The 25,997-nt window shown below is 64.5% G+C and carries 25 protein-coding genes and 2 pseudogenes; 14 read left to right on the top strand and 13 right to left on the bottom strand.

The window, feature by feature from the left end; translation table 11 throughout:
- Positions 1 to 129 precede the first annotated feature (129 nt).
- Entirely contained in the window at positions 130 to 975 is an 846-nt protein-coding gene (locus F2P44_RS29980; protein ID WP_167093017.1) for a substrate-binding periplasmic protein, read from the bottom strand.
- A gap of 460 nt (positions 976 to 1,435) precedes the next feature.
- On the opposite strand from F2P44_RS29980, the gene F2P44_RS29975 reads away from it, so the two are divergent.
- From F2P44_RS29975 to F2P44_RS29955, 5 genes are read left to right on the top strand one after another with little or no spacing between them, the layout of a single operon-like run.
- Positions 1,436 to 2,101: an NUDIX hydrolase gene (locus tag F2P44_RS29975; protein WP_167093015.1), complete on the top strand. Its 666-nt coding sequence runs from the start codon at positions 1,436 to 1,438 to the stop codon at positions 2,099 to 2,101.
- A 25-nt stretch (positions 2,102 to 2,126) separates the two neighbouring features.
- Positions 2,127 to 3,104, top strand: a complete 978-nt coding sequence (locus tag F2P44_RS29970; RefSeq protein ID WP_167093013.1) for an SPFH domain-containing protein — start codon at positions 2,127 to 2,129, stop codon at positions 3,102 to 3,104.
- A gap of 7 nt (positions 3,105 to 3,111) precedes the next feature.
- Positions 3,112 to 4,068, top strand: a complete 957-nt coding sequence (locus F2P44_RS29965) for a protein kinase family protein (protein ID WP_167093011.1) — start codon at positions 3,112 to 3,114, stop codon at positions 4,066 to 4,068.
- 18 nt (positions 4,069 to 4,086) lie between these two features.
- Complete coding sequence (locus tag F2P44_RS29960; protein WP_167093009.1) at positions 4,087 to 5,064, top strand: VWA domain-containing protein; 978 nt, start codon at positions 4,087 to 4,089, stop codon at positions 5,062 to 5,064.
- Positions 5,065 to 5,072: 8 nt separating this feature from the next.
- Positions 5,073 to 6,473: an adenylosuccinate synthetase gene (locus F2P44_RS29955; RefSeq protein ID WP_229423834.1), complete on the top strand. Its 1,401-nt coding sequence runs from the start codon at positions 5,073 to 5,075 to the stop codon at positions 6,471 to 6,473.
- Positions 6,474 to 6,489: 16 nt separating this feature from the next.
- Here the strand turns inward: F2P44_RS29955 and F2P44_RS29950 are convergent.
- Positions 6,490 to 6,885: pseudogene (locus F2P44_RS29950) on the bottom strand (DUF4158 domain-containing protein); the annotation flags it as partial.
- 131 nt (positions 6,886 to 7,016) lie between these two features.
- Between F2P44_RS29950 and F2P44_RS29945 the strand changes: the two are divergent.
- The 3 genes from F2P44_RS29945 (at position 7,017) to F2P44_RS29930 (ending at position 9,744) form a co-directional block, all read left to right on the top strand.
- Entirely contained in the window at positions 7,017 to 8,102 is a 1,086-nt protein-coding gene (locus F2P44_RS29945) for a PDDEXK nuclease domain-containing protein (RefSeq protein ID WP_370662763.1), read from the top strand.
- A 14-nt stretch (positions 8,103 to 8,116) separates the two neighbouring features.
- Complete coding sequence (locus F2P44_RS29940) at positions 8,117 to 8,680, top strand: recombinase family protein (RefSeq protein WP_167093004.1); 564 nt, start codon at positions 8,117 to 8,119, stop codon at positions 8,678 to 8,680.
- Positions 8,681 to 8,781: 101 nt separating this feature from the next.
- A complete protein-coding gene (locus F2P44_RS29930) occupies positions 8,782 to 9,744 on the top strand; it encodes a UPF0149 family protein (protein ID WP_370662762.1) in 963 nt (320 codons plus the stop codon).
- 72 nt (positions 9,745 to 9,816) lie between these two features.
- Here the strand turns inward: F2P44_RS29930 and F2P44_RS29925 are convergent, their stop codons facing one another.
- Entirely contained in the window at positions 9,817 to 10,038 is a 222-nt protein-coding gene (locus tag F2P44_RS29925) for a hypothetical protein (RefSeq protein WP_167093002.1), read from the bottom strand.
- A gap of 80 nt (positions 10,039 to 10,118) precedes the next feature.
- Here F2P44_RS29925 and F2P44_RS29920 point away from each other — a divergent pair, with 80 nt between their 5' ends.
- Positions 10,119 to 11,009 carry an SDR family NAD(P)-dependent oxidoreductase gene (locus F2P44_RS29920; protein WP_223165126.1) on the top strand — a complete coding sequence of 297 codons (891 nt, stop codon included), beginning with the start codon at positions 10,119 to 10,121 and terminating at the stop codon, positions 11,007 to 11,009.
- Positions 11,010 to 11,066: 57 nt separating this feature from the next.
- On the opposite strand, the gene F2P44_RS29915 is transcribed toward F2P44_RS29920, so the two are convergent.
- From F2P44_RS29915 to F2P44_RS29905, 3 genes are all read right to left on the bottom strand, one after another.
- Positions 11,067 to 11,642, bottom strand: coding sequence for a TerD family protein (locus F2P44_RS29915; RefSeq protein WP_167093000.1), 576 nt, complete (start codon positions 11,640 to 11,642; stop codon positions 11,067 to 11,069).
- 94 nt (positions 11,643 to 11,736) lie between these two features.
- Positions 11,737 to 12,267 carry a hypothetical protein gene (locus tag F2P44_RS36465; RefSeq protein ID WP_167092998.1) on the bottom strand — a complete coding sequence of 177 codons (531 nt, stop codon included), beginning with the start codon at positions 12,265 to 12,267 and terminating at the stop codon, positions 11,737 to 11,739.
- Positions 12,268 to 12,453: 186 nt separating this feature from the next.
- On the bottom strand, positions 12,454 to 13,461 hold the full coding sequence (locus F2P44_RS29905; RefSeq protein WP_167092996.1) for a site-specific integrase: 1,008 nt from the start codon (positions 13,459 to 13,461) through the stop codon (positions 12,454 to 12,456).
- Positions 13,462 to 13,646: 185 nt separating this feature from the next.
- On the opposite strand from F2P44_RS29905, the gene F2P44_RS29900 reads away from it, so the two are divergent.
- Positions 13,647 to 14,708 (top strand): DNA-binding protein, encoded by a 1,062-nt coding sequence (locus tag F2P44_RS29900; protein WP_167092994.1) that lies wholly within the window; start codon positions 13,647 to 13,649, stop codon positions 14,706 to 14,708.
- 25 nt (positions 14,709 to 14,733) lie between these two features.
- Here F2P44_RS29900 and F2P44_RS36820 read toward each other — a convergent pair.
- From F2P44_RS36820 to F2P44_RS29880, 4 genes and pseudogenes are all read right to left on the bottom strand, one after another.
- A pseudogene (locus F2P44_RS36820) lies at positions 14,734 to 14,838 on the bottom strand (recombinase family protein); the annotation flags it as partial.
- Between the two features lie 148 nt (positions 14,839 to 14,986).
- Positions 14,987 to 17,095 carry a TonB-dependent receptor plug domain-containing protein gene (locus F2P44_RS29890; RefSeq protein ID WP_167092992.1) on the bottom strand — a complete coding sequence of 703 codons (2,109 nt, stop codon included), beginning with the start codon at positions 17,093 to 17,095 and terminating at the stop codon, positions 14,987 to 14,989.
- Positions 17,096 to 17,231: 136 nt separating this feature from the next.
- Entirely contained in the window at positions 17,232 to 17,408 is a 177-nt protein-coding gene (locus tag F2P44_RS29885) for a hypothetical protein (RefSeq protein WP_167092990.1), read from the bottom strand.
- A 135-nt stretch (positions 17,409 to 17,543) separates the two neighbouring features.
- Positions 17,544 to 17,933, bottom strand: a complete 390-nt coding sequence (locus F2P44_RS29880) for a DUF2946 domain-containing protein (protein ID WP_167092988.1) — start codon at positions 17,931 to 17,933, stop codon at positions 17,544 to 17,546.
- A gap of 167 nt (positions 17,934 to 18,100) precedes the next feature.
- On the opposite strand from F2P44_RS29880, the gene F2P44_RS29875 reads away from it, so the two are divergent.
- The 3 genes from F2P44_RS29875 to F2P44_RS29865 are packed head-to-tail and all read left to right on the top strand — an operon-like array spanning position 18,101 to position 21,424.
- Positions 18,101 to 20,272, top strand: a complete 2,172-nt coding sequence (locus F2P44_RS29875) for a LamG-like jellyroll fold domain-containing protein (RefSeq protein WP_167092986.1) — start codon at positions 18,101 to 18,103, stop codon at positions 20,270 to 20,272.
- A gap of 7 nt (positions 20,273 to 20,279) precedes the next feature.
- On the top strand, positions 20,280 to 21,065 hold the full coding sequence (locus tag F2P44_RS29870) for a 4'-phosphopantetheinyl transferase family protein (protein WP_167092984.1): 786 nt from the start codon (positions 20,280 to 20,282) through the stop codon (positions 21,063 to 21,065).
- Positions 21,062 to 21,424 carry a hypothetical protein gene (locus tag F2P44_RS29865; RefSeq protein WP_167092982.1) on the top strand — a complete coding sequence of 121 codons (363 nt, stop codon included), beginning with the start codon at positions 21,062 to 21,064 and terminating at the stop codon, positions 21,422 to 21,424. Before F2P44_RS29870 ends, F2P44_RS29865 begins: the two co-directional genes overlap by 4 nt.
- Before the next feature lies 1 nt (position 21,425).
- Here F2P44_RS29865 and F2P44_RS29860 read toward each other — a convergent pair whose 3' ends face one another.
- The 3 genes from F2P44_RS29860 to tmpT are packed head-to-tail and all read right to left on the bottom strand — an operon-like array spanning position 21,426 to position 24,199.
- Positions 21,426 to 22,139, bottom strand: a complete 714-nt coding sequence (locus tag F2P44_RS29860) for a glutathione binding-like protein (RefSeq protein ID WP_167092980.1) — start codon at positions 22,137 to 22,139, stop codon at positions 21,426 to 21,428.
- Between the two features lie 51 nt (positions 22,140 to 22,190).
- Positions 22,191 to 23,570: an MFS transporter gene (locus F2P44_RS29855; RefSeq protein WP_167092978.1), complete on the bottom strand. Its 1,380-nt coding sequence runs from the start codon at positions 23,568 to 23,570 to the stop codon at positions 22,191 to 22,193.
- Positions 23,567 to 24,199: a thiopurine S-methyltransferase gene (tmpT, locus tag F2P44_RS29850; RefSeq protein ID WP_167092976.1), complete on the bottom strand. Its 633-nt coding sequence runs from the start codon at positions 24,197 to 24,199 to the stop codon at positions 23,567 to 23,569. Before tmpT ends, F2P44_RS29855 begins: the two co-directional genes overlap by 4 nt.
- 222 nt (positions 24,200 to 24,421) lie before the next feature.
- On the opposite strand from tmpT, the gene F2P44_RS29845 reads away from it, so the two are divergent.
- Positions 24,422 to 25,981 (top strand): catalase, encoded by a 1,560-nt coding sequence (locus F2P44_RS29845; RefSeq protein WP_229423833.1) that lies wholly within the window; start codon positions 24,422 to 24,424, stop codon positions 25,979 to 25,981.
- Positions 25,982 to 25,997 lie beyond the last annotated feature (16 nt).

The raw sequence follows: 25,997 nt of genomic DNA, 5'->3' as shown, positions 1-25,997 counted from the left end.
GCTTGGGTGGACATGGCGAGGATCGATCAGCGCAAAGCGCTGTTTCAAGGCCTCGCTCCGCTTAGCCGCTTGCTCAAGCAAGGCATCCGCGTGAGGGGCCGATAGAGGCCGAATCTGAAACGGAATGCCTTAACGAACTATTTTTCCAGAATCCCGTATTCTCCCCTCATTGTCGGATGTCTGGCTCTGAGACACGGCACTGTGGGCTGGAATCGCGTACCGTTCGCGCAGTTTTCTCAGTGCCCCTGAGGCTTCGAGATGCTTGATGCCGTTGGCCAGGACGCGCAGCCAGGTCGCGCTGCGGCTGTCTTCGCGCGCGAAGCCGATCGTCAAGGGCAGTGCTTGCTTCAAGCATCCGGCTTGTCTAAGCTGCGCGGTCACACCCAGCTTGTGTGCTTGAAGGCCGACGACGGCTTCGTGCTCGAGCATGACCAAAAAGCGTCCGGCAAGCATTTTTTGCAGATTGGTCGTACCGGCCTTGGCGCCATGGGAAAAGTCGAGCGCATGGCGGTCTGCGCGCCTGGCCACGATATAGGCGTCCATGGCCCCGTCGTCATAACCGTAGTCGGCGATGACGCCGACGGTAATGCCTGCGAGCGAGCGCTGGTCGCGATAGGCCCATTTCGCGTTCGCGCGAGTATAGAAGCAGGCCGTGGAGTAGGCTATGGGTGCGCTCAGGCGCAACCTGTCGTCGACCGGTGGAGCGTAGACGCCTTCGATATCGCCGGTGCGCGTTTCGCGCATGGCCCGGTTCAGCGGCATCAGGATCGGCTCGACCAGATAGCCGGCGGCGCCCATCGCCTGCAACGTGGCATCCACGAGATAGCCTCCGGTGAGTTTTCCGTCCGTCGCACAGACAAACGGACACCAGTCGTCCGACGCCATACGGATCACGTCGCTGGCGGCGGCCGGTACGGGAAGTATCAGCACAGCGACCAGGCTGAAACAGAAGGCGGTGTCGCACACAAATGACATGGTCTCACTTCACTCGGGGATACGGTAAGGATTGCTTCGTGTTGGCGCTGGCGCCGACCAGGTTGGCAGCAAGGCCCGCACCGACTTTTTCTCGCCATGGCTAGCCGACTTCCCCCTGCGGCCAGGTCTGGCCGGACCGCTTCGGCCATCTTGAAAACGCCGACCTCCCGCATCAGCTTACCAGCCTGTTCCTGGGCGGCGCAAGCTTTGCGCGAAACCGGAAAGCTATCCAACAACGGCATGCTGCGATACTTGCCGCCCACCTTGCGGCTAAATGCCATTCAGAAAAGCGTCGCGCTAGTGCGCCAGGAAAGATTCGCTCGATTAAGTCGCACTTTGAAACTAATCTTGAAATTTCTCTGGTTCGTCGAGCCGCATGAAAAATAGCTTGCGGTTTCATTTTGAAACTAAGTACAATGAAAACATGTCAACTCAATCGAACCTTCCTCAGGAGTCCAGTGTGAATGACGTTATCTGCACCGTCGACACGGTCCTGCTCACGCTTGGCGACGAGGGCTTGGCGGTCGCCCTGCTCAAGCGCGAACGCGAGCCGTACAAGGCTGTCGCCGCCCTGCCCGGCGGCTACATCCACACCGACAAGGACCGCCATGGCTTCGACGCCGCCCTGCGCGTGCTCAAGACCAAAACCGGCATCGACGTTCCCTACCTGGAACAACTGGCCGCCTTTTCCGGTGCGGCGCGCGATCCGCGCGGCTGGTCGCTGTCGCTCGCCTATTACGCGCTGGTGCCGCACGCCGTCATCGCCGCGGCCGGCCATCCGGGCGTGAAGCTGGCTCCCGTCGACCGGCTGCCGCCCCTGCCCTTCGACCACGCCACGATCATTGCGGCGGCGCTCGAACGGCTGCGCAGCAAGAGCCAGTATTCCTCGCTGCCCTGCTTCCTGGTCGGTGAACTGTTCACGCTGCCGCAGTTGCAGCGCGTGTATGAAGCGCTGATGGGCGAACCGCTGAACAAGGTGAGCTTTCGCCGCAAGATGGCCGAACTGGACGTGCTGGAAGCGGCCGAGGGACAGATGGATGCGTCCAGCCCCAGCCGTCCGGCGCAGTTGTACCGGCTGCGCCCGCAATTTCGCGACCGCCCCGGGCTGCTCAAGCGCGGCATTTGACCAATCAAGCATGGAGAACACGATCATGGCCATTATCGACAGGGTGAAGTGGGACGGCGGCCCGAGCCAGCTGGCATGGAAATACCCCTCGCAGGAACTTTCGACGATGACGCAGCTGATCGTCAACGAGTCGCAGGTCGCCTTCGTGGTGCGCGACGGCGTGTACGAAGGGCCGTTCGGCGCCGGCCGCCACACACTCTCGACCGGCAACATCCCCTTGCTGCGCAAGCTGGTGGGCCTGCCGTTCGGCGGCCAGTCGCCGTTTTCGGCCGAAGTCTGGTTCGTGAACCTGGCCACCACGCTCGACGTACGCTGGGGCACGCCGGACCCGATCCAGCTGCAAGACCCGAAATTCGGCATCATGGTGCCGGTACGCGCCTTCGGCCAGTACGCCATCGAAGTGGCCGATCCGAAGCTGTTTTTGATGAAACTGGTCGGCACCGCGCGCAGCATGGATGCGGCCACCCTGGCCGAGTACTTCCGCGCCATGAGCACCACGCGCATCAAGAGCGCGATTGCCGGCGCGATCAGCGCCAGCGGCGTGTCGGTGCTGGAGATCTCGTCCCGGCTCGATGCACTGTCGGCCACCATCGGCAAGGCGCTGGCCGGCGAGGTTGCGCAGTACGGCGTGGCGCTGACGCAGTTCAGCATTGAATCGATCAACGTGCCCGAGACCGACAGCGCGGTCCAGAAACTCAAGGCGGCCCTGGCGCGGCGCGCCGAAATGAACATCATCGGCTTCGACTACCAGGAACAACGCCGTTTCGACGTACTGCAAGCGGCCGCGCGCAATGAAGGCAGCGCCGGGACGGTGCTCGGCGCCGGCATGGGCGTCGCCCTGGGCAGCACGCTGGGCGCGAGCGTCGGGAAGATGGCGGGATCGATCGTGCCCGATGCGCCGGCCCAGCGCATGGCACTGCTGCGCGACCTGGCGGCACTGCGCGAGCAGAACATCCTGACCGACGCCGAGTTCGACGCCGAGAAAAAACGCATCCTGGCATGACGTCGACATGACTCCGCTCACCCTGCTTTGTCCTCAGTGCGGCAGCCCGCTGCCCCGGCAAGCGCTGTGGCGCATCGTCACCTGCACGTATTGCGGGGCGGACGTCACGCGCAGCGAAGACCTGGTGCGCGCCGCCGATTTTCATGAAGCCTACCTGCGTTCGCGAGCCGGCGACAGCGCGGCGGACATCGCCTGCGGCGGCCAGTGCTACAAGACCATCGCCCACCTGGGCGCCGGCGGCAGCGCAAGCCTGGCGCTGGCCGAACGCAGCGGCGCCATGCCACGGCGCGTGGTGCTGAAAATCGCCCACGCCGGTGCGCCCGCCGGCCAGCTGGCGCGCGAAAAAGCGATTCTCGACCAGTTGCAGGCGGACGACGTGCCCGGCGCCGCCTATTTCACCCAGCGCCTGCCGCAAGCGGTGGCCGTGGGCAGCAGCGCCAGCCCGGATGGCCAGCAGCGCGAGGTGCTGGTGCTGCGCCACCCCACGGGATTCTGGGGCAGCCTGGCCGACGTGCGGCTTGCGTATGGCCGCGCGATCGATGCCCGCCACGCGGTGTGGATGTGGCGCCGCGTGCTCGAAGTGCTGGCCTATGTCCATGCGGGCGGCTGGAGCCACGGCCGCCTGGCGCCCGAGCATCTGCTGGTGCATCCGGCCGATCACGGCGTGTTGATCATCGGCTGGTCCGGCGCGCGCCGCAGCCGGCACGATGGCGGCGCTCAAGGGCGCGACCTGATGCAACTGGCCTGGGCGATGCGCACCATGCTGGCCGATGCACCCGGCGAGCCGGCCATCTCGCGTGCCACCCCGCCACCGCTGGCGCGCCTGCTGGAACGCGCCAGCCTCGATCGCGCCTGGTGCGCGGCGCTGGGCGCGGAAGGCATGCGCCAGGCGGTCGGCCGCGCAGCGAAAGAGGCGTTCGGTCCGGCCAGATTCATCGACTTCAATCCCACCCCGTCCAACTAGACAAACAAAGGAACTATCATGGGTCAAGGTAATTACTCCCACGCTGCCCACGCAGCACTGGTCGCCGACCGCGCGTCGGCATCCCGCAGCGAAGTGTTCACCCAGCGCGGTTGCCACCCGCTGATGAACCCCAAGGGCTTGAAAATCCGCGAATCGCGCGACAGCGACGACCATCCCAATTCGCTGGGCATCGTGTTCGCTCTCGACGTCACCGGGTCGATGGGCGATATTCCGCAAAGCCTGGCCACCAAAGAGCTGCCAACCTTCATGTCCCTGCTCAACGCGGTCGGCGTCGCCGATCCGCAACTGCTGTTCATGGCCATCGGCGACGCCACGTCCGACCATGCGCCGCTGCAGGTCGGCCAGTTCGAATCGACCGCGGAGCTGATGGACCAGTGGCTCACGTGGAGTTACCTGGAAGGCGGCGGTGGCGGCAGCGGCGAAGAGAGCTACGAGCTGGCCTTTTACATGGTGGCGCAGCATACCGACATGGATTGCTGGGTCAAGCGGCGCAAGAAGGGCTACCTGTTCATCACGGGCGACGAGCTGCCTTACCCGGCGGTCTCGCGCCACCAGATCGGCAGCCTGGTGGGCGACACGCTGGATGCGGACGTGCCGATTGCCGAAGCCATCGCGGCGGCCGCCGAAACGTATCACGTGTTTTTCCTGATTCCTGACCTGGGGCGGCGCGGCCGCTGCGAAAAGCGCTGGCGCGACCTGCTGGGCGACCATGTCATTTGCATGGAGGAGCCGGGCGATGCCTGTGCGGTGGCGGCCGCCATCGTCGGCCTGACCGAGCGCGCCATTCCCGACATGGATGCGCTGGTGGCTACACTGGGCGCCAATGCCATCGCGCCGCAGCGCGTGTCGGCCATCGTGCGCGCCCTGCGTCCGTATGCCGACCTGCTCGATCCGAATGCGGCCGCGCGCGTACACGTTACCGCAGCGGGCACGCCGGCAGTTCCGTCGGCGTGGTGGAAGCGCATGTTCGCGTAAGGATGGCCATGTCTTCGACCCGTCTGGTATCCCTGCTGGGGCTTGGCTTTGGCGATTGCGGCAAGGGCTTGTTCACCGATTACCTGTGCCGGCAGTGGGGCGCGCATACGGTGGTGCGCTTTAACGGCGGCGCCCAGGCCGGCCACAATGTGGTGCTGCCCGACGGCCGCCATCATACCTTCGCACAGTTCGGCGCGGGCAGCTTCGTGCCGGGCGTGGCTACCTTGCTGGCCTTCCCGGTGATCGTGCATCCGACCGCGCTGCTGGTGGAAGACGCCTACCTGCGCCGCGCCGGGGTCGATGATGCCCTTGCGCGCATCCTGATCGATGGCCGCTGCCGCGTCACCACGCCGTTTCACCAGGCGGCGGGACGCATGCGCGAGTTGCAGCGCGGGGTTGCGGCGCATGGCAGCTGCGGGGTCGGCGTGGGCGAGACGGCCGGCCATGGCATCGACCATCCGGACCAGATCCTGCGTTATGCGGACCTGGTGCGGCCGGCGGTGGCGCTGGCAAAGCTGGAACCGATGCGCCGCACGCTGCGCGCCGCTTTCGGGCCGCGTTGCGCGGAGCCGGCCAGGCAGGATGCCTACGCCGCCGAACTGGCGCTACTGGACGACGCCAGCATGGCCGCGCGCTGGCTCGAGCGCGTGGCGGAGCTGACGCGCCAGGTGCCGCCGGCCTCGCATGCGCAGGTAGCGCAGCGGCTGCACCTGCCGGGCTGCGTGCTGTTCGAGGGTGCGCAGGGCGTGCTGCTCGATGAGTGGCGTGGCTTTCACCCGCATACGACGTGGAGCAGCATCCATCCGGCGTCGGTGCAGGCGGTGGCCACTGACGCTGGCCAGCATGCGCGCATCGAACACCTGGGCATCCTGCGTTCGTACATGACGCGCCACGGCAACGGGCCGCTGCCCACGCACGACGCGCGGCTCGATCACCTGCCCGAGCCGCACAATGCGTCCGACGGCTGGCAAGGGCGCTTCCGGCGCGGCCACCCCGATGCGCTGCTGCTGCGCTACGCGCTACAGGTGGCGGGGCCGCTCGACGGCTTGCTGGTCAGTCATCTCGACGTATTCAAGCGCGAACGCGCGCTGCGCTGGTGCAGCGGCTACGAGGCCGATGCGGTAGCCGATGGTTTGTGTGTGCGCGACCCGGATTCGGGGCGAATCAGCGCGATCCTGCCCGGCGCCGCGCACGATCTGGCGCACCAGGAGCGGCTGGGACACTTGCTGGCGCGCGCCACCCCGCACTATGCGGGCGAGCCCGTGGCCGATGCCGCGTCGTTCGTGGCGCAGTTGGAAGCGCTGACCGGATTGCCGGTCCTGCTGGGATCGCATGGACCAACACACGCGACGGTCAGCAAGCCAGACCTGTTGGGGGCGTCTCAGAAAACGGAAAAAATCGTACGCTAAGCTGGGTCGCCTCAGAAGCCAGATCATCCAAGGCACGGACGATTTTTCGGAAACTGGACAAGCCGAATGGCACCATGCCCAAGTAGGTGCGCAATTCAAGCAGATGCTCGCGCCGGGTTTCCTCGCGCCCGGCATACTGTGGCCAACACGCAGGATCGATGCGAATTTGATGAGCGACCCACTGTACGAATGACGAGGGCAGGACCGCATCGACCGGCAAGCCATAGCCGGGGTAGCGTAGCAGGCAAAGTTGCACCGCGAAACCCAGGCGGTTGGCATCGCCACGACGCTGACGAATCAGCGCCAGATCGGATTCGTTGAATGTGTCGTGCCGGATTAGGTGATCTTGCGTATCCGGCAACGTCAGTAGGCTTTCCCGCTCTGCGGCGGACAGAATGGAACGACGAGGCATGTCGACTCTCGAAGAAGTGGAAATGCCCGCACACGATTCCCATGGCGTATACATGGTGCGTAAATGTATTGCATAATGATTGTCATTGGCAACAGGTTTGTGCTGAACGAACCGTATCGAGGAGCAAGCTGGTGGAACCGCAAGACATACAAGCTGCAGCCGCAACAACCGGTCTGGCCGGCGACATTCGCGTCTTGATCGGCGAAGCGCGGGCCGGACTGGCCGCCACGGTCAATTCGGCCTTAACCATGCTTTACTGGCGCATTGGCCGACGCATATGTGCCGAGGTGCTCCAAGGGGAGCGGGCCGGCTACGGCGAACAGATCGTCGCTTCGCTAGCGCGACAATTAGAAGTCGAACACGGGCGCGGCTTCGGCGCCAAGAACCTGCGCCACATGCTGCGCTTTGGCGAGGTGTTCGAGACCGAGGAGATTGTCTACGCGCTGAGTAGACAATTGAGCTGGACCCATTTGCGTAGCCTAATTTACATCGACGATCCCCTCAAGCGGGAGTTCTACCTGGAGATGTGTCGCGACGAGGGCTGGAGCACGCGCACCTTGCAGGGCCGGCTCGACTCCATGCTGTTCGAGCGCACGGCGCTTTCGCGCAAGCCCGACGAATTGCTGACGAACGAACTGGCGACCCTGCGCGATCAGGGGGTACTTGGCCCGAACCTCGTGCTGAAGGATCCCTACGTGCTGGACTTCCTGGGGCTGCGCGATCGCTACCTTGAGAAAGATCTCGAAGACGCCATTCTGCGTGAATTGGAAAATTTCCTGTTGGAGCTGGGGAGTGGTTTCAGCTTTGTCGCCCGCCAAAAACGGCTACAAATTGACAACAACGATTTTTACATTGACCTGCTGTTCTACAACCGCCGCTTGCGGCGCCTGGTCGCCATCGAACTCAAGCTCGGCGAATTCAAGGCGGCCGACAAGGGCCAGATGGAGCTCTACCTGCGCTGGCTGGCCAAACATGAACAAGAGCCGGGCGAAGCGCCGCCACTGGGCATTATTCTTTGCACGGGCAAGAACCGTGAACAGATAGAACTGCTGGAACTTGACCAAAGCGGCATTCACGTCGCCGAGTACCTGACCGGCTTGCCGTCCCGGCAACTGCTGGAGCAAAAGCTGCATGAAGCGGTGGCGTTGTCGAGGGCGCGGCTGGAGAATCGGCCCGGCCCGGATCGGCCCGGACCGGCCGCAACCGAAGTCAAGTAAGAAAGGACTGCTCCATGCGAATCGGATATGCCCGCGTCTCCGCCCAGGACCAGGACAACACGGCACAGATCGCGGCGTTGAACGCGGCGGGATGCGGACGGATATTCGAGGAGAAGGCGTCGGCGGGCCGCTGGGATCGCCCCGAACTGAGCCGCCTGCTCGATCAGTTGCGCAAGGACGACGTGCTGGTCGTTTGGAAGCTCGACCGCCTATCACGCTCGCTCAAGGACGTGCTGACTCTCATGGAGACGGTGGAAAAGACAGGCGCGGGATTCCTCAGCCTGACCGAAGCCGTCGACACCACCTCGCCGGCCGGACGCATGATGATGCAGATCGTGGGATCGTTCGCCGAGTTCGAACGCGCCATGCTGCGCGAGCGCACCCGCAGCGGCTTGTTGGCCGCCCGCGGAGAAGGCCGCATCGGCGGCCGTCGCCCCAAGCTCACGGCGCGACAACAAAAGGAAATTGTCCACTTGGTCGATTCCGGTCAGAAAACGGCCGCCGAATCGGCGCGCCTGTTTAATGTCCATCCGTCTACGGTGGCGCGACTGCTGGCCCGCAACAAACTCACAAATTAGCTGAGCAACCCGGAAAAAACCTTAGCGTACGATTTTTCCCGTTTCCCCTGTTCTCCCCTTTTAGAACGCACCAACAAGCAGAACAACCAGGATTGAAAAAAGTGACAAATATCGACGACGACACGCCCATCATCTATTCCCCTCTGAATCGGACAGTAAGCCGTAACGGAAGGAGTGTCGAGGTGGAAATCTATCGCGCAGAGAATGAGGATTGGATACTCGAGGTAGTCGACGAGCACGGTAACTCGACCGTTTGGGATGATCTATTCCCGACCGACCAGGGGGCGCTGGACGAGGCCATGCGCACCATTGATGAACAGGGCATCGACGCGGTGATCGGCCCGCCGCCCGGCAAGGACAAGCGCAACCCAACCATGCACGGCTTGTCCGATCCCGAACTTTGCGAGCTTGATGATTTTCTTGGCGACGAATCGATAGAATCGACGTCGATGGATCTCGCGATGCTCGACGGCTACCTTGCCGCGATCGCCATCGGTCCCGGGCTGATTCCCCCGTCCGCATGGTTGCCATGGGTATGGGACCATGTCGATGGCCGGGCCGAGCCCGTGTTCGACAACTCGCATGCGAACCGCGTCCTCTCGTTGCTGATGCGGCATTACAACGCGGTCGTCGAGGCTTTCAACACCGACCCGGCCGGTTTCGAGCCCATGTACATGCGCGGCGCAGACTACGGCGCCGCCGAATGGTCAGATGGTTTCCTCTGCGGTTTCCAGTTCGACGAGCGCGCGTGGAGCCTGCTCGCCGTCGGACAACCGACCTGGTTCGCGCCATTCATGCGTTTGGGGACCGAAGACGGCATTGCGATCACCGACAAGCAAGGCGATGCTGCCCGATGGATCGGTGCCATAGTGCCGTCGTTGGTCGAGATCGCAGCCTATTGGAAATCGAGGCGAGCGATGCCCGGCCACGCGCCCATGCGGGCGATGCCCATCGTCCGGGCGACACCGAAGGTCGGGCGCAACGATCCTTGTCCTTGTGGCAGCGGTAAGAAAGTCAAAAAATGCTGTGGCGGTACGCCGACGGCGCCATCAACACTGCACTGAGGAGGGAGCAGCATGTCTGAAATCGTCTGTGAAGATTGCGGCCAGAAATGGCCGCCGATTCGGCACGCCTGTTCAATGTTCATCCGTCCACGGTGGCGCGACTGCTGGCGCGCAGCAGGCTGAAAAAATAGCTGCGCGGCTTGGCGTACGATTTTTTCCGTTTTCTGAGACGCCCCCCTGTTGCTTTAAACGCAGGGTTTGTGTTGCATTAATAGATTCATTTGTTGAAATAAAGTTAATTTGCTTGTATTGTTGAAAACACAAACCCGTGGTTTGGGCTAAACCTTCAAGCAAAGGCGCCAATCTTGTCTACCAACCTACCCGAAGTGAGGCCGGCGATGTTTGCCGTTCCAATGATGCGGCTGTGGAGGAGCTTGAACGGTTGGCGACAGCTCTCGGTCGGCCCGGTTTCCCTCTTCTACCGTTTCGGCCGCAGCGTGCCGGTATCGAATAACCGGCGCCGTCAGCATCAGCGCGTGAAGCTCGATCGGGGCACGCCGGTGCCGCCGGCGAGCGCCGCCTCCCCTCTGCGCGACTATGACAGCGAACGCGATGCGTCGACCGAAACGGCGCTGATCGTCGGCGTCGGCCCCGGGTATGGTTTTGAACTGGCGCGGCGCTTCGCGGCATCCGGCATGCGGGTGGCGCTGGCGTCGCGCAACGCCGAGCGGCTCGACGACCTGGTGGATGAATTGAGCGCTGCGGGCGGACAGGTGAACGCCTATGGCTGCGACGCCACCGACGAACGTTCGGTCGCCGCCTTGCTCGCCACGGTTACCGCCGAACTGGGCGCACCGCACCTGGTGGTCTATGCGGTGCAGGGTTTTTGCCCCGGAACGGTGCTCGACACCGAAGTGCCGGCGTTCGAAGAGAGCTGGCGCCAGAACTGCCTGGGCGGCTTTATCGTGGCGCGCGCCGCGGCCCGGATGATGGTGCCGTTAGGCCGGGGCAGCATTATCCTCACCGGTTCGACGTCGTCGCTGATCGGGCGTGAAGATCACCTCAATCTGGCGGTCGGCAAATTCGGACTGCGGGCGCTGGCCCAGGTGCTGGCGCGCGAGGTGTGGCCGTCGGGGATCCACGTGGCGCACGTGGTGATCGATGCGGACGTGAAGGATTCGGATATTTTTGAGGCCGGCTATACCCAGGCCGAGCCACGGCACCTGGCCGATGCGGTGTTCGGCCTGCACCGCCAGCCGCGCACGGCGTGGACCAGCGAAATGGACTTCCGTCCGTGGAACGAGAAGTTCTGGCAGCATTGCTGACCTGGCATTCACGGCCCGTCGCATCCCCTGCCTGGGCGGGGGTGACGGGCCATCCGCCTATACGCTGACGCCGAACGAGGACGCCAAGGGGCCCAGGCCGCCATTGAAGCCCTGGCCGACCGCGCGAAATTTCCAGTCGCCGGCATGGCGGTAGACTTCGCCGAAAATCATGGCAGCTTCGGTCGAGCCGTCTTCGGACAGATCGAAACGCGCGATTTCGGTGTTGTCGGCCGCATTGATGCAGCGTACGAACGCATTCGATACCATGCCGAAGTTCTGCTTGCGCGCGAGCGCTTCGTGGATGGTGACGCACACCGAAATCTTGTCGATGTCGGCAGGTACGCGGCTCAAGTCGACGGTGATGCTTTCGTCGTCGCCATCACCGGCGCCGGTCCGGTTGTCGCCCGAATGCGTCACGCTGCCATCGACGGATTTGAGGTTGTTATAGAAGATCATGTCGGTGTCGGCGCGGACTTTGCCGTCGGCCTTCAACAAGAACACCGAGCCGTCGAGGTCGAACTCGACGCCGCTGGTGGACCGGGCGTCCCAACCCAGGCCGATTACCATTTTCGTCAGGCCGGGCGCTTCCTTGCTCAGGTTGACGTTGCCACCCTTGGTCAGACTGATTGCCATCTTGAATTCTCCTGTTTTAATGACTGCACAAGCCCTCATTATAGGGGCTGCGCGCGCGCGGGGCTGAAGGCGGCCTTAAAAAATGGCGCCTGTTTCACTGCGCTTTCAGGTAGTCGAGCAGGTCGAGGCGATCTTCCCTGGTCAGCGGGGGTACGGTTTTGTCGCCCTTGACGGCGGCGACCGAGCCGTATTCGTGACCGGCGTTGCTGTTTCCCGGCAGCCGGGTGTCGAAGGTGAAGCCGTCGTAGCCGCCGCTGCGGAGGCCAACCTTGACGGGATCGAATTCGCGCGATCCGACCTGGAATGTGGCGGGGCGGCATTCGGCCTGCTTGTCGCCCGGCTGTTCGAGCGCCATGAAGAAGTCGTAAGGCAGCAGGTTCGAGCCCTGCGTGGTGGTGTAGAACCACAGGCTGTCTTGCGGCTGCCAGTTTTGCTCGAGGTAGGCCACCTTGGTGAAACTGTCGCCGAACGCGTCCTGGGCAACGGTGGCGGCGCCGCGGCCGGGGTCGGAATCCGACGCCTCCTGGTGGTGCAATAGCGACAGTACCAGCGGCGGCACGGCGAACACCAGCAGCAGGACGAGCACGAGGGCAAGCAGCCAGTGCCTGAATATGCGGCGAACCATGGTCAAGTACCTCCCGAGGGTGGGCTTGCGTCCAAAAAACAGCGCATTTCATGGCACGCCCGGCCGGGGGCCGGCACAATACTATCTAAACGACCAGCTCGCAGAAAACCGGGCTTTATGCACACGCCTCAGCACGAGGCATGACGATGGCGCTTGCACCGGTGAGGCCGGGTGTAGGCTTGTCATCTATTTCTGGCGATGATTCGACCTGAGCAGGGTACCGGCGGCGTTGTCCTCGAAGCGGCCGGCCTCTTCTATATAGCCTTGCACGGTGCCATCGTGGCGCCAGCCGCCCTGCCGTTTGATATCGCGGAAATTGGCGCCGGCGCGGTGCGCGCTGGTGGCCATGCCGCGCCGCAGGCTGTGGCTGGACAGGTCGGGAACGTAGTCGAGTCCGGCCAGCCGCGCGCATTGCTCAAGGATGGTGTTGACGCTGCCTTCGTGCAGGGAGGCGGCCGACACCTCGCCCCATTTGCTGATCGGGCGGAACACCGGGCCGCTGGCGATGCCGGCGGCATCGAGCCAGGTGCGCAGCGCCGTGGCCGGGCAGCAGGCGCCGTCGCCGTAAGGAATCGCCTTGACGATGCCCTCCCCCGTCTGGTCGGTTTTCGAACGCGGCAGGGTGATGGTCATGCCTTCCGTTTGCAGGCCGATGTGGCTCACGTCAATGGCCACGAGCTCGCTGCGGCGCAATCCTCCGAAAAATCCGATCTGCAGCAAGGCGCTGTCGCGCGCCGCTTTCAGCGTGCCCAGGCGCGCGAGTTCCCCGACGATCCGTTCCAGGTCTTCCACCGGCAGTGCCTTGGCCTTCTTTTTCGGTTTGCCGTTGGTGCGGGTGATGCCGGCCAGGGTCTTGCGGACGGTCGGCGTGGACGCCGGATCGGCAAAGCCCTGATGTACGTGCCACTGCGACAGCGCAGTAAGTCGTAGTGCCAGCGTGCGCGGGTTGAGCGAGGCGGAAAATGCCAGCAGGTAGCGGATCATGGCCGGCTCGTCGGCCGGCAGCACCCCGCCCCAGGACAGGTAATGCTGGATGGCCGAGCGGTAAGTGCGGCGCGTGTTGTCCGAGGTGGCGGCGGCGAGGAAGGCACGGTGCTGCGCGCTCAGCTCGGCATCGAGGGGCGTAATGGCGTTACGCGGGGGCGCCAGACCGGCGGCGGGCGCTACAGGAACGGGCAGGATGGTATCGGGCATGGCGGGTCGCGGGAAAACGCGATTTGTAACGGGTATTACGCAGCATATCACGGCGGGAAGACGGATAACTCACGATAACATCTCTTATCGCGATCAACAAAAACGCTGTTTAAGGATGCGTCTTAACGTAATATAAGGTAATATTACGTAACACGTAATATGTTACCTTATTCAGGAATCCCCCAATGGCACGTGCCGGCATCCTCTATTCCCACGTTGCAGCCGCCGCTGCCGGTCTCGCTGCCGATAACAAGAACCCCACCGTGGACACCGTTCGTGAAGCGCTTGGCGGCACCGGCAGTAAAAGCACGATCGCGCCCATGCTCAAGCGTTGGAAGGAAGAACACCAGCAGGCGCCCGCCCCCGCCACGCCCGGCGTGCCGCCGAGCCTGTTGCAAGCGGTCAAGGGGGTGTATGAGTCGATCAAAACGGATTTCCAGCAGAATCTGGACGTGGAAAAGCTCGCCCACGCGGCTGGGCTTGAACAGCTCGCCGATGAGTTGCAACAGTCGCGCGCGGAACGGGCCGTGCTGGAACAGCGGGTGAAGGCGCTCGAAACCGAGCTCGATGGCGCAACCACCACCCTCGCGCAGGCCCATCAGGCGAACCACCTGCTGACGGTCGACCTTGCCGGCGCCCGCAGCGAACAGGCTGGCCTGCAGCAGCGCCTCGCCGACCGCGCCTCGGAAGTCGTCTCGCTCAACGCCCAGCTGACGCAGGCGCGCGCCCAGTTCGACCATTACCACGCGGCCACCGCCGCCCAGCGCGCCGAGGAACGCCAGGGTTTCGAGCAGCGCGCCGCCCTGGTCGACCGGGAATTGGTGACCTTGCGCCAGCAATTGCTGCATCACAAGGGCCAGGCCGCGCAGCTTGGCGGCCAGCTCTCCCAAGCCGGAACCGAGAATGCACGCCTGCACCAAGCCGCCGAGGCCGCACACAGCGAGGCCGCGCGCGCACGCACCGAATCCGAACGGGCCGCGTTCCAGGTGGCGGCGCTGTCCGCCCAGCTCGACAAGTTGCAAACCCGGCACGATGCCATGCAGGCCGAACTGAGCGACAGCAAGATCGCTTTGGCGGTACGGGCGCGCGAGTCGGAAATCGCCGCCTCGCGCCTGGCCATCGCCGACAGCGCGGCACACGCCGGCGCCCAGGAAAAACAGGCGTTGATGCGTCAACTGACCGTGCTGGAAACCGAGTTGCGCCAGGAGCGGGCGTTGAAGGTACAGTGGAACGGAAAATCGGATTAAGCCGCTGCGTCACTCTCAGGTATTGATAGAGGAACTCGCGACTGAGGCCGAACTCCCGCGCAAGCGCAGCTTTCCGCTCGCCGGCACCAGCGCGGCGACGCAGCTCGACAACCTGGTCGTTCACTAGCGCTTTCTTGCGACCTCAGTAAGCGCCGCGCCGCCTGGCCAGTGCGATTCCTTCAAATGATCGTGGCCCCGGGTTGGCGGTACGCCGACCCGGGCGCCAGGGCGGACGGCGCCGCCCTTACCCGGTATGCGGCGCGCTCAATGAGTTGCCGTCAAAACCCCACGCTCAGGCCAAGCTCGACCGAGCGCCCGTGACCCGGCAATGGCTGCAAAGCGCCGGCGGCACGCAGCCCCGACAAATACACACCGCCCAGCGGCTCGGCGTACGCCTTGTCGAGCAGATTGCTCACGGCGGCCGTCAACTGCACGTTTTTGCGCATCTGGTAGCTGGTGCGGGCGCCCAGCAGCGCATAGCCGGCGGTTTCCGGTTCCAGGCGGCGGGCATCGATCCGCTCCTTGCGGGCCACCAGCTTGCTCTCCACCCGGCTGTTCCAGGCGCCATTGCTGTGTTCGAGCGTCAGCAAGGCGTTGAACGGCATGATGTGGTACAGGTCGCCGCCGTCCGCGCGCTTGCCGCGCGTATAAGCCGCGTTCCCGCCGAATTTCACTGATCCCAAGCTGCCGCTGCTGGCCAGCGGCATGCTCCACGACAGATTGGCCCCGTACAGTCTGGCGTCATGATTGGCGAAGCGCAGCAGCGCGCGCCGCGCGTTTGCGACCCGGTAGGGCGTGAACTGACCCACCACATCGACGTCGATGTAATCCTGCACCCGGTTGTAATACGGATTGAGCTTCACGAACCAGCTGGACGGCCCGCCGGCGCCGCGCCAGTGCGCGGTAAATCCCAGCGTGGTGGCCGTTTCCGGCTTCAGGTCGACCTTGCCCACATAGCCATTGCCGTCGCCAAACCAGTTGGTCATCGTCATCGCCATCGTGCCCCGGCCCCAGGAATAGCGCTCGTACAGATTGGGCGAACGCGTCTTGCGCGCCGCCGCCAGTTCGTAGGTGCTGCCCGCGTCGGCCTCGAAGCGCGCCAGTGCGGTCAGGTCCAGATTGCGGTCGCGCTGGCTGCGTCCGGCCGCGTTGAAGGCGGCTGCGGCGGCGGCATCGGCCGCATTCATCATGTTCTGGGCATACGGCTGGACCACGCCGGCGTCCATGCGCACCGATTCCCAGCGCGCGCCCAACAGCGAAGTCCAGCGCGCGTCATGCCGGGTTTCGGCCTCGCCGAACAGCGCGACGCGGTCGCGCCGGCCATCGTTGATATTGATATAGGTGTTCGGACCCATCATCATCGAGCCCGCCACGGCCGGCCAGAAATCGTCCAGCCGGAACCGGTGGAACTCCTGGCCCAAGCGCAGCGTGCTGGCATCGCTCAAGGGCAGCGTGGCTTGCAGCGCGTAGCCGGCGTTGCGGCCCTGCGTCAGCATCGGCATGTTGCCGGGCCGCTCAGGCGAGAAGAAACCCATCTCGTGGTCGGTGCTTTGCCAGTAGGCGCTGGCGTCGAGTTCACCCCAGCCGAACTTGCCGGCATAGCCCGCGTTCGCGAACTTGCCGTCGTTGCCCGTCATGTCCATGAACTGGTTGGGAAAACCCTGGTAGGGAATGCGCTGGGTGCCGACACGCATTGTCAGCTGCTGGTTCTGCTCGCGCAAGGCCAGCACGGCCGACTGGTTGATGCTCTCGTACAGGCTGCCCGCCACGCGCCTGCCGTCGCCATCCTCGTAGCTATGAGCGTGCGAATACGCCGCGTTGTAGCCGAAACTCATGCTGTCGCTGGCGACCGTGGCCGACACCCCCGCGTTGACCGCCTCGCCGTTGCTGCGCCCGCTCAACACGAGCTTGCCGCCGGTGCGCAGCGCCTCGCCCGCCTTGGCGAACACGGGCGCCGCCGACTTCACGGTGATGGTGCCCCCGATGCTGTCGCCACCGGCGCTGACTGGCGTCACGCCGGCCAGCACCTCGATGCGGCCGACCTGGCTGGACGCAATGTTCGACAGCGGCGCATTCATATGGTTGGCGCAGGCCGAGGTGATTTCCATGCCGTCGATGCGAATCTTGAGGCGGTCGTCGCCCAGGCCATTGACGAACGGCAGGCCGGATACGCCGCCGCCCTGTGCCACGCTGTAACCCGCCGTGGAACTGAGCAACAGCGCCGTGTCGCCGGCGCCGGAGCTACGCGGCTGCAAGCCTTCGCCAATCGCCGAGACGATGACTTTCATGTGCGGCGCGAGTTCCTGTGCGGCGTCGCTCTGGGCGTGCGCGTTCAGGCCAGCGCCGCCGGCGGCGGCCAGACAGACGGACAGATAAAGCGGTTTCATGGTAATTCCCTGATAAGTGATGTGTTGTGAAGTCAAAAACGCTGTTGCAAGGGCAAATCGACGCAGCTGGTCACGATGCTGGCCGCGGCGCGGCCAGCATCGATGCATCCGGCTTGCGGACGACTGCCGTGCGAAATCAGTGCACTGGCTGGGTCAGCGCAATGAGCTGCATCGGAAAGGCCGGCAACGGCGGCAGGCAATACGATGCGAAATAGAAGAACGCCAGCGCGACAAAAGCGGCGGCGTTAAAGCAGCGCAGCGTGCGCAGGAAGATGGCCAGGCTGGCTGGCGCGGCAAAAAACGATGGGTTCATGGAATACTCGTCAAACAGGTTTCAGATGGCCGCGACAAGGCGGCAGCGTGCACCGGCGGACCGGCGGACCGGCGCGCAAGGCTGTAACTGGATGTGTGGCCGCGCGGACGCACGAATGTGCGCCGCAGCGGTCGATCAGACGAGGTGGGGAGGCGCGCGCGGATTGGCCGTGGACCAGGCGTGCAGGGATCCGGGTGCGGTGTAGAAAAGCGGCGGATAAACATCGCGCACGGCATCGAACGCCAGCCTTTCGGGCAGCGCGCCGCTCAAGCCGAGCGAGCCGCCGTGCGTGAGGCAGAAAGCGCAATGCTCCATGCCGTGTTGTGCCGACCCCGGCGTCTTGCTGGCGTCGGCGTCACCGACCTTGACCAGCTTGTAGCCATTGGCGGTACAGATTTCCATCGTGCCGGCGGTGGCGCCGGAAGCGGACATCGCGCGCGCCATTCCGGGCGCCAGCGTACTGAACAGGATGGCCAGCATGGCGATCCAGATGTGCAGTGTTTGTCGCTTTGCAATGTTGATCATGGCAAATATTATAGCCGAAGGAAGGCTTCTCCACGACACCATTTTTGCCGTTCGCGCCTGCTCCCATTCGCAAAATGGCAGGCACTCCATCGGTCATCCACCGACGCGGTACAATCATTGCCCGCACGGCGGCCGGTGGCCGGTGGCATTCATCCCGAAGGAGTCCCATGTCCGACAGCAAACCGACATTTCCATCCACGCGGCGCCAGTTCTGCGCTGGCGGCGTCAGCCTTGCGGCACTCGGTTCGCTGGGTCTCACCGGCTGCGGCGGTGGCGGCGTGGACGACGCCGGCAGCTCCATCAGCGTCACCGAATCGAAGCGCTCGAACGCCATCGCCCCTGCCGCGCCACGCCGCTTCGTCCACCCTGGCCTGCTGCATACCGCCGCCGACTTCGAGCGCATGCGCGCCAAGGTCGCCGCCAACGCCGAGCCATGGACCGGCGGCTGGAAAGCCCTCATCGCCAACGGCCGCTCCCGGCTGAACGCCACGCCGCGTCCCCTGGAAACCGTCATCCGTGGCGGCGCCGGACAAAACTTCGCGCAGCTGTACATCGACATCGCCCGCGCCTACCAGCTCGCGCTGCGCTGGAAAGTCTGCGGCGACACAGCCTATGCCGACCGCGCCATCGCCTTCCTCAACGCCTGGTCATCCACCCTCACCACCATCAGCGGCAACGCCGACCGCTTCCTCGCGGCCGGCATCTACGGCTACCAGTTCGCCAACGCCGCCGAAATCATGCGCACCTACGCCGGATGGGCGCCAGCCGATGTCGCGCGCTTCCAGCACATGATGCTCACCGTGTTCTACCCGCTCAACCATCAGTTCCTGGTCCAGCACAACGGCGCCGAGATCACCAGCTACTGGGCCGCCTGGGATCAGTGCACCCTCGCCTCCATCCTCGCCATCGGCGTGCTGTGCGACCGCGAAGACCTGTACCACGAGGCCCTGAACTATTACATGACGGGTCCCGGCAACGGCGCCAGTTCCCAGGCTGTTTACTACCTCCACCCCGGCCACCTCGGCCAGTGGCAGGAAAGTGGCCGCGACCAGGGCCATGCCACGCTCGGCATCGGCCTGGCCGGCGCGTTCTGCGAAATGGCGTGGAACCAGGGCGACGACATGTACGGCTACGACAACAACCGCTTCCTCGCCGGTGCCGAATACGTCGCCAAATCCAATCTGCGCGATGGCGCCGGCGCCTTTTACCCGGTGCCCTACACGCCCTACCAGAACATCAACGCCTGCCAAAGCGCCTTCTCGTCCGAATCGCAAGGCATCCTGCGTCCCGTGTGGGAAATGGTTCACCAGCACTACGCCAACCGGCGCGGCCTGGCCGCTCCCTGCACCGGCGCGCAAGCACTGCAAACCCGTCCCGAAGGCGATGGCGGCAACGGCGACCAGCTTGGCTTCGGTACCCTGACCTTCACGCGCGAACCCATGGCCGGCAGCGTCCCGAGCGGCCTGTCGGCGCGCCAGACTGCGGGCAAGGTCGTTCTCAGCTGGTGGGGCTGCGCCCAAGCCAGCAGTTACACCGTCAAGCGCGCCACGGCCTTGGGTGGCCCCTACAAAGTCCTGGCCAGCGGCATCGGCGGCCTGCTCAGCTACACCGACACCAGCATGCCCGCCGGCGTCGTTTACTACGTGGTGACAGCGCATATCGCCGGCAAGGAAAGCGCCCCCTCGGTCGCGGCGCGCGTTATCGCGGGACTGGCGCCGCACACCCGGCTGAACATGAACGAAGCATCAGGCACGGTGGCGGCGGACGCCAGCGGCAACGGCCACGCCGGCACTCTGGCCAGGGGCGCCACCTGGACCGCCGGCCGCACCGGCAGCGCGGTCGCCTTCGATGGCGCGGGCGGCCATGTCAGCCTGCCCAACAACCTCGTTGCGGACCTGGCCGACTTCACCGTGGCCACCTGGGTCTACCTGGACGCGGCCACGCCATGGTCGCGCGTGTTCGACTTCGGCAGCGGGCCGGGGCACTACATGATGCTTACGCCGCGCAACAACAAAGGCGTGGTCCGCTTCGGCATCAGCACCAACTTCCCCGCCGGCGAACAAGGCATTTCCGGCAACGCCGCGCTGCCCGTGGGACAGTGGGTCCATGTGGCGGTCACCCTATCGGGCAGTACGGGAATCTTGTACGTCAACGGCGCCGAAGTGGGCCGCAACACGGCCCTGGCGCTGGCGCCCTTCCGCCTGGGACCGACCAGCCAGAACTGGCTAGGCCGCTCGCAGTTCCCCACCGACGCCTCCTTGCACGGCAACATCGACGACTTCCGCCTCTTCCACGGCGCCTTGGGCGCCGCCGAACTGGCCGCCCTGATGCGCGCCTGACCCCAGCATGATTCCACACCACCCGCTCACCAGCGAGCAGATCGACATCTGGCTGGTGTTCTACCAGACCCTCACCGCCCCCGCGCTGCAGGCGGCCATGCTCGAGCTGCTCAACGACGCCGAGCGCCAGCAGCAAATCCGCTTCTACCGTGAGGACGACCGCCTGCGCTACCTGGCCACGCGCGCGCTGGTGCGCACCACGCTCTCGCGCTATGCGCCGGTGGCGCCGGCCGACTGGACCTTCATCCCGAATGAGTACGGCCGCCCCGCCATCGGCAACGCGCACCCCGACGCGCGTTCGCTCAACTTCAACGTCTCGCACACGCGTGGCCTGATCGCGCTGGCCGTCACGCGCGACCGCGTGCTGGGCGTCGACGTTGAAAACCTCGCTACGCGCCAGGTTTCCGGCGACCTCGCCGCGCACTGTTTCGCGCCGGCCGAAGTGGCCGAGCTGGCCACCGTGCCCGAAGAACGGCACCAGGACCGCTTCTTTGAATACTGGACTTTCAAGGAAGCCTACATCAAGGCGCGCGGCATTGGCTTGTCGATCCCGCTCGACCGTTTCAGCTTCCATTTCCCGGACGAGCGCAGCGTCGCCCTTGCCGTCGACCCTGAACTGGGCGACGATGGTGCGCGCTGGCGCTTCTGGCAATTCCGGCCCACGCCCGAGCACCTGCTCGCGCTATGCGCCGAACGCCTCGACGGCGCCGTCCCGCAGCTCACCGTGCGCAGCGTGATTCCGACCGGCGCCGACACGCCTTTCGCGTGGAACCTGCTGAAACGCAGCCCATGACAGCGTCCCCCGACCCGATTGAAGCGCTACGGCGCGAATTCCATGCCGATGACGGCTTCCTGGTCGAGCTGCGCTGTTTCGCCCGCTGGGACAAGGCCGCGTTCGCGCGCCTCATCGCCGTCATGCAGCGTTATCTGGAAAGCGCCGACCACGGCGACCGGCTGGAGCGCTGGATGGCCGAAGGCTTCTGGCTGCACGACGACATGGTCAAGGTACTCTCATCTTCCCCAGGATTTCGCAACCAGCTAGGCCAGGCCTACCTGGATGCCGCATACCAGCGCTTGAGTGAACTGGCCCACTGGTTCTTCATCGGGGAGTCGGCTTATCAGGACAACACCATGCCGCCATTCGACGCCTGATTCAGGCGGCCGCATCCCGGCTTGGAATTTCCAGCCCTTTCGCCACCGCCGGACGCGCCACGAACTGTTCCAGCGCGCGCGTCACATGCGGGAAATCGGCGATACCGACCAGGTCCCCGGCCTCGTAAAACCCGATCAGGTTACGCACCCAAGGGAAGATGGCGATATCCGCGATGGTGTACGTATCGCCCACGATCCAGGTGCGCTGCGCCAGCCGTTCATTGAGCACGCCGAGCAGGCGCTTCGCTTCCGCCACGTAGCGGTCGCGCGGGCGCTTGTCTTCGTAATCCTTGCCCGCGAATTTATGGAAGAAGCCAAGCTGGCCGAACATCGGTCCGACGCCGCCCATCTGGAACATCACCCATTGAATCGTCTCGTAGCGCCCCGCAGCATCGGGCGGCAGGAACTGGCCACTCTTTTCGGCCAGGTAAATCAGGATTGCGCCCGACTCGAACAGCGCCAGCGGTTTGCCGTCCGGGCCATTCGGATCGATGATGGCGGGGATCTTGTTGTTCGGGTTGAGCGACATGAATTCCGGCGTCAGCTGGTCGTTGTGATCGAAGCGCACCAGATGCGGCTCGTAGGCCAGTCCCGTTTCTTCCAGCATGATGGAGACCTTCACGCCGTTCGGCGTCGGCAGCGAATACAGCTGGATGCGCTCGGGGTGCCGGGCGGGCCATTTTTTCGTGATCGGGAAAGTCGTCAGGTCGTTCATAGCTCTATCCTTTAAAGCGTGTCAAAGTGATCTGACAACATAGCAGAAATTTCATGTTTGCTGTTGTCGCGCCCTCCCCGCGCGCCAGGCGATGGCCAGCGCCGCCGCCAGCAGCACGGCGGCGAGCGCGAACGTCCTGCGCATGCCCGCCGCCGCCGCGTCCGGCGGCGCCGTGGCGGCCGCCGAGCCGAACGCAAAAACCGCTCCCATGAGCGCGGCGCCGGTGACCAGCCCCAGATTGCGCGCCAGATTGAGCATGCCCGACACCACGCCGCGCTGGTCGGCGCTGGCATTGGCCATCAGCGCCGTATTGTTCGCCGCCTGGAACAGCGCATAGCCAATGGTGATGACGACCAGCGGCACGACGTAGCCCGGTACGCCGCTCGATGCCGGCAGCAGCGCCAGCGGCAGCGTCCCCGCCAGCATCAACACCAGCCCGGCGATGGTCACGCCCGCAGTGCCGGCGCGGTCCACGATCCGGCCCGCCGGCACGCCGCACAGCGCCGCCACCAGCGGCCCGGCCGACAAGACCAGGCCGATGGCGGCCGGCGCCAGCGCGAGTGCGCGCGACAGATAGAACGGCCCCACGACCAGGGTCGCCATCATCACCGTCGACACCAGCGTCGTCGTACCAAGGCGCGCACCGAACAGCCGGTCGCGCAACAGCGCCAGCGGAATCAGCGGCGACGCGACCCGTGTTTCGGCCAGTACGAACAAGCCGGTTCCCACGGCTGCGGCGAGCAGCAGACCCAGGTTGAGTATCCCAAAGCTGCCGCTGCCCGCCGTCATGGCCAGTGCGTACGCGCCCAGCGTCAGCGCCAGCAGCAGCGTGCCCACATGATCGAACACCGCCTGCCGCCGCACGTCCCCGGGCAGCGTGCGATACGCCAGCACCAGGGCCGCCATCCCCAGCGGAACACTGACGAAGAACAGTGCGCGCCAGCCGGCCGCCGCGATCAGCACGCCGCCGAGCGACGGCCCGAGCGCGGTGCCGATGGCGGACATCGTTCCCAACAGCCCCATCACGCTTCCGGTGCCCGATGCTGACGCGGTTTCGGTGGCGAAGCTCATGGTCAGCGCCATCATTACCGCCGCGCCCAGACCTTGCAACGCGCGCGCGGCAATCAGCCATGGCAGCGCGCCCGCCATCCCGCACAGGGCCGAGGCAAGGGTGTACAGGCCGATGCCGGCCAGCAGGAGCCGGCGCCGTCCCGCGATGTCGCCGAGCCGTCCGACGCCGACAATGAGCGTGGTAATCGCCAGCAGGTAGGCCAGCACGACCCACTGCACCTGCCCGAAGGTGGCGCCGAACGCCTGCGCGAGCGTCGGCAAGCCCACATTGGCGATGCTGGTACCGAGCGACGACAGCAGCATCGACAGCGACAACGCGGCCAGCGTCCAGCGCCGCTGTGCGGACGGCTGCGGGTTCATTGCAGCAGCCACACCGCTTCTGCCGCCGGAAAACGGCCCTTGAAGCCACCGGCCACCCCGGCCCTGGCCAGCAAGGTCAATCCATACGCGTGGCCGTAGCGCTGGGCGACTTCCTCGTCGCTGATGGAAAACGGCGGCCCAGCCATCAACGCCTGCTCGTACTGGTAGCAAACGAGCAGTTGCGGCGCCCGCCCCGCCAGTTGCGTCACGTGGGTGGCGTACGGCCCGCGCATCGATGCCGGCAATGCGACGAACGCTGCGCGGTCGTACACCGCGTCCACCTGGCCGAGCGTCTCGCTATCCAGGCAAAAGATGTCGCCTACAAAGATATCGATGTCTTGCGCGCGGTAGTGAAGCAGTTCTCCCGCCTGGCGCACGTCGGGCGTCAAACCCAGATCGGCAAACAGCTGGTCGACGGCAATCTGGCTCAATTCGGCGCCCGCCACGCGGTAGCCTTTGGAGAGCAGCCAGTGCAGGTCGAGCGATTTTCCGCACAAGGGCACGAACACGCGGCTGCCTGCAACCAGTCCCAGCCGGCCTACATGCGCCACCAGGAGCGGATTGGCCGCGCATTCATGAAACCCGATCTCGTCGATTGCCCACTTGCGATGCCAAAATTCCCTGTCCATATCATTCCTTGTCTGCTGGTGCCGCCCGCCGGCACCCAAACCCAGTCTAGCCGCCCAGCAATCATGGCGGAAGATGCACGGCTTGCACTTTATTGCTGCGTCGAACGCCATACCTCATGAATGCAAATAGTTTTCGACTATCGTTTCGATATTTATAATTGCGTATACATATCGCGGTGATTTCCTTATTGTTTAAACACGCTTACAAAAAAAGGAATCGACATGATGATGACAACCCAACTGCGCACTTCCGGAGAACGTGGCGCAGCAAGCTCGGCAATAGCATTTGCCATCGCCGCGCTGATCTCCCCCTTCACCTCGGCGGCGCCACAACTGACGCGCGACAATGGCGCCCCGCTCGGCGACAACCAGAACTCCCAAACCGCAGGCCAGAACGGCCCCACCCTGCTGCAAGATGTTCACCTTCTGCAAAAACTGCAGCGTTTCGACCGCGAACGCATTCCCGATCGCGTCGTCCACGCGCGCGGCACCGGCGCCCACGGCGTCTTCGTCGCCAGCAGCGATGTGTCGGCGTTGACCCGGGCCAAGGTCTTTACCAAAGGCACCGAAACGCCGGTATTCGTGCGCTTCTCGACGGTTATCCACGGCAATCATTCGCCCGAGACCCTGCGCGATCCACGCGGTTTTGCCACCAAGTTCTACACCGGCGAAGGCAACTGGGATCTGGTCGGCAATAACCTGCCGATCTTCTTCATCCGCGACGCCGTCAAGTTTCCGGACATGGTGCACTCGCTCAAGCCTGCGCCCGAGACCAATGTGCAAGACCCCAACCGTTTCTTCGATTTCTTCTCGCACCAGCCGGAATCGACGCACATGCTGACCCAGGTGTACTCCGACCTCGGCACGCCCAAAGGCTACCGCTTCATGGACGGAAACGGCGTGCACGCTTATAAATTCGTCAACGCCGCTGGCACGGTCAACTATGTCAAATTCCACTGGAAGTCGCTGCAAGGCATCCAGAGCCTGACCGGCCCCGAAGCATCGGCCGTGCAAGGCAAGGATTTCAACCATGCCACCAACGACCTGGTCGACGCCATCAAGCGCAAGGAATTTCCGCGCTGGGAACTGTATGTGCAGGTGCTCAAGCCGGCCGAACTGGGCAAATTCGACTTTGACGCGCTCGACGCGACCAAAATCTGGCCGGGCGTGCCGGAAACCAAGCTCGGCACCATGACCTTGAACCGCAACCCCGCCAATATCTTCCAGGAAACCGAGCAAAGCGCCTTCGCGCCATCGAACCTGGTGCCCGGCATCGAGCCGTCTGAAGACAAGCTGCTGCAAGGCCGCGTGTTCTCGTACGCCGATACCCAGATGTACCGCCTTGGCCCCAACGCCTTGCAATTGCCGATCAACCAGCCGCGCGTGGCGGCAGTCAATCACCACCAGGATGGGGCGATGAATGCCGGCAAGCGCGCCGGCAATGTCAACTACGAGCCGAGCCGCCAGTCGCCGCTGGCGGTCAACCCCGACTTCAAGTCGAGCCAGCTGCCCCTGTCGGGCAGCACGGTACAGCAGCGCATTGCCAAGCCGCAAAACTTCCGCCAGGCGGGCGAGTTCTACCGTTCCTTGCCTGCGCAGCAGCAGAAAAACCTGGTGGCCAACCTTGCCGGCGACCTTGGCCAGGTCAAGGATGAGGAAGTGCGCTACATGATGCTGTCGTACTTCTACAAGGCCGATGCCGCCTACGGAACGGCGCTCGCCGCCGCGCTGGGCGACAAGGTTGCGCAAGTCGCGTCGCGCGCCGCGGCCCTGGCCGACTGATGAGAATGCGGCCGCC

The organism is Massilia frigida (genome assembly GCF_011682175.1).
Classification (GTDB): domain Bacteria; phylum Pseudomonadota; class Gammaproteobacteria; order Burkholderiales; family Burkholderiaceae_D; genus Telluria_A; species Telluria_A frigida.
This window is presented reverse-complemented; position numbering and strand designations above follow the sequence as displayed.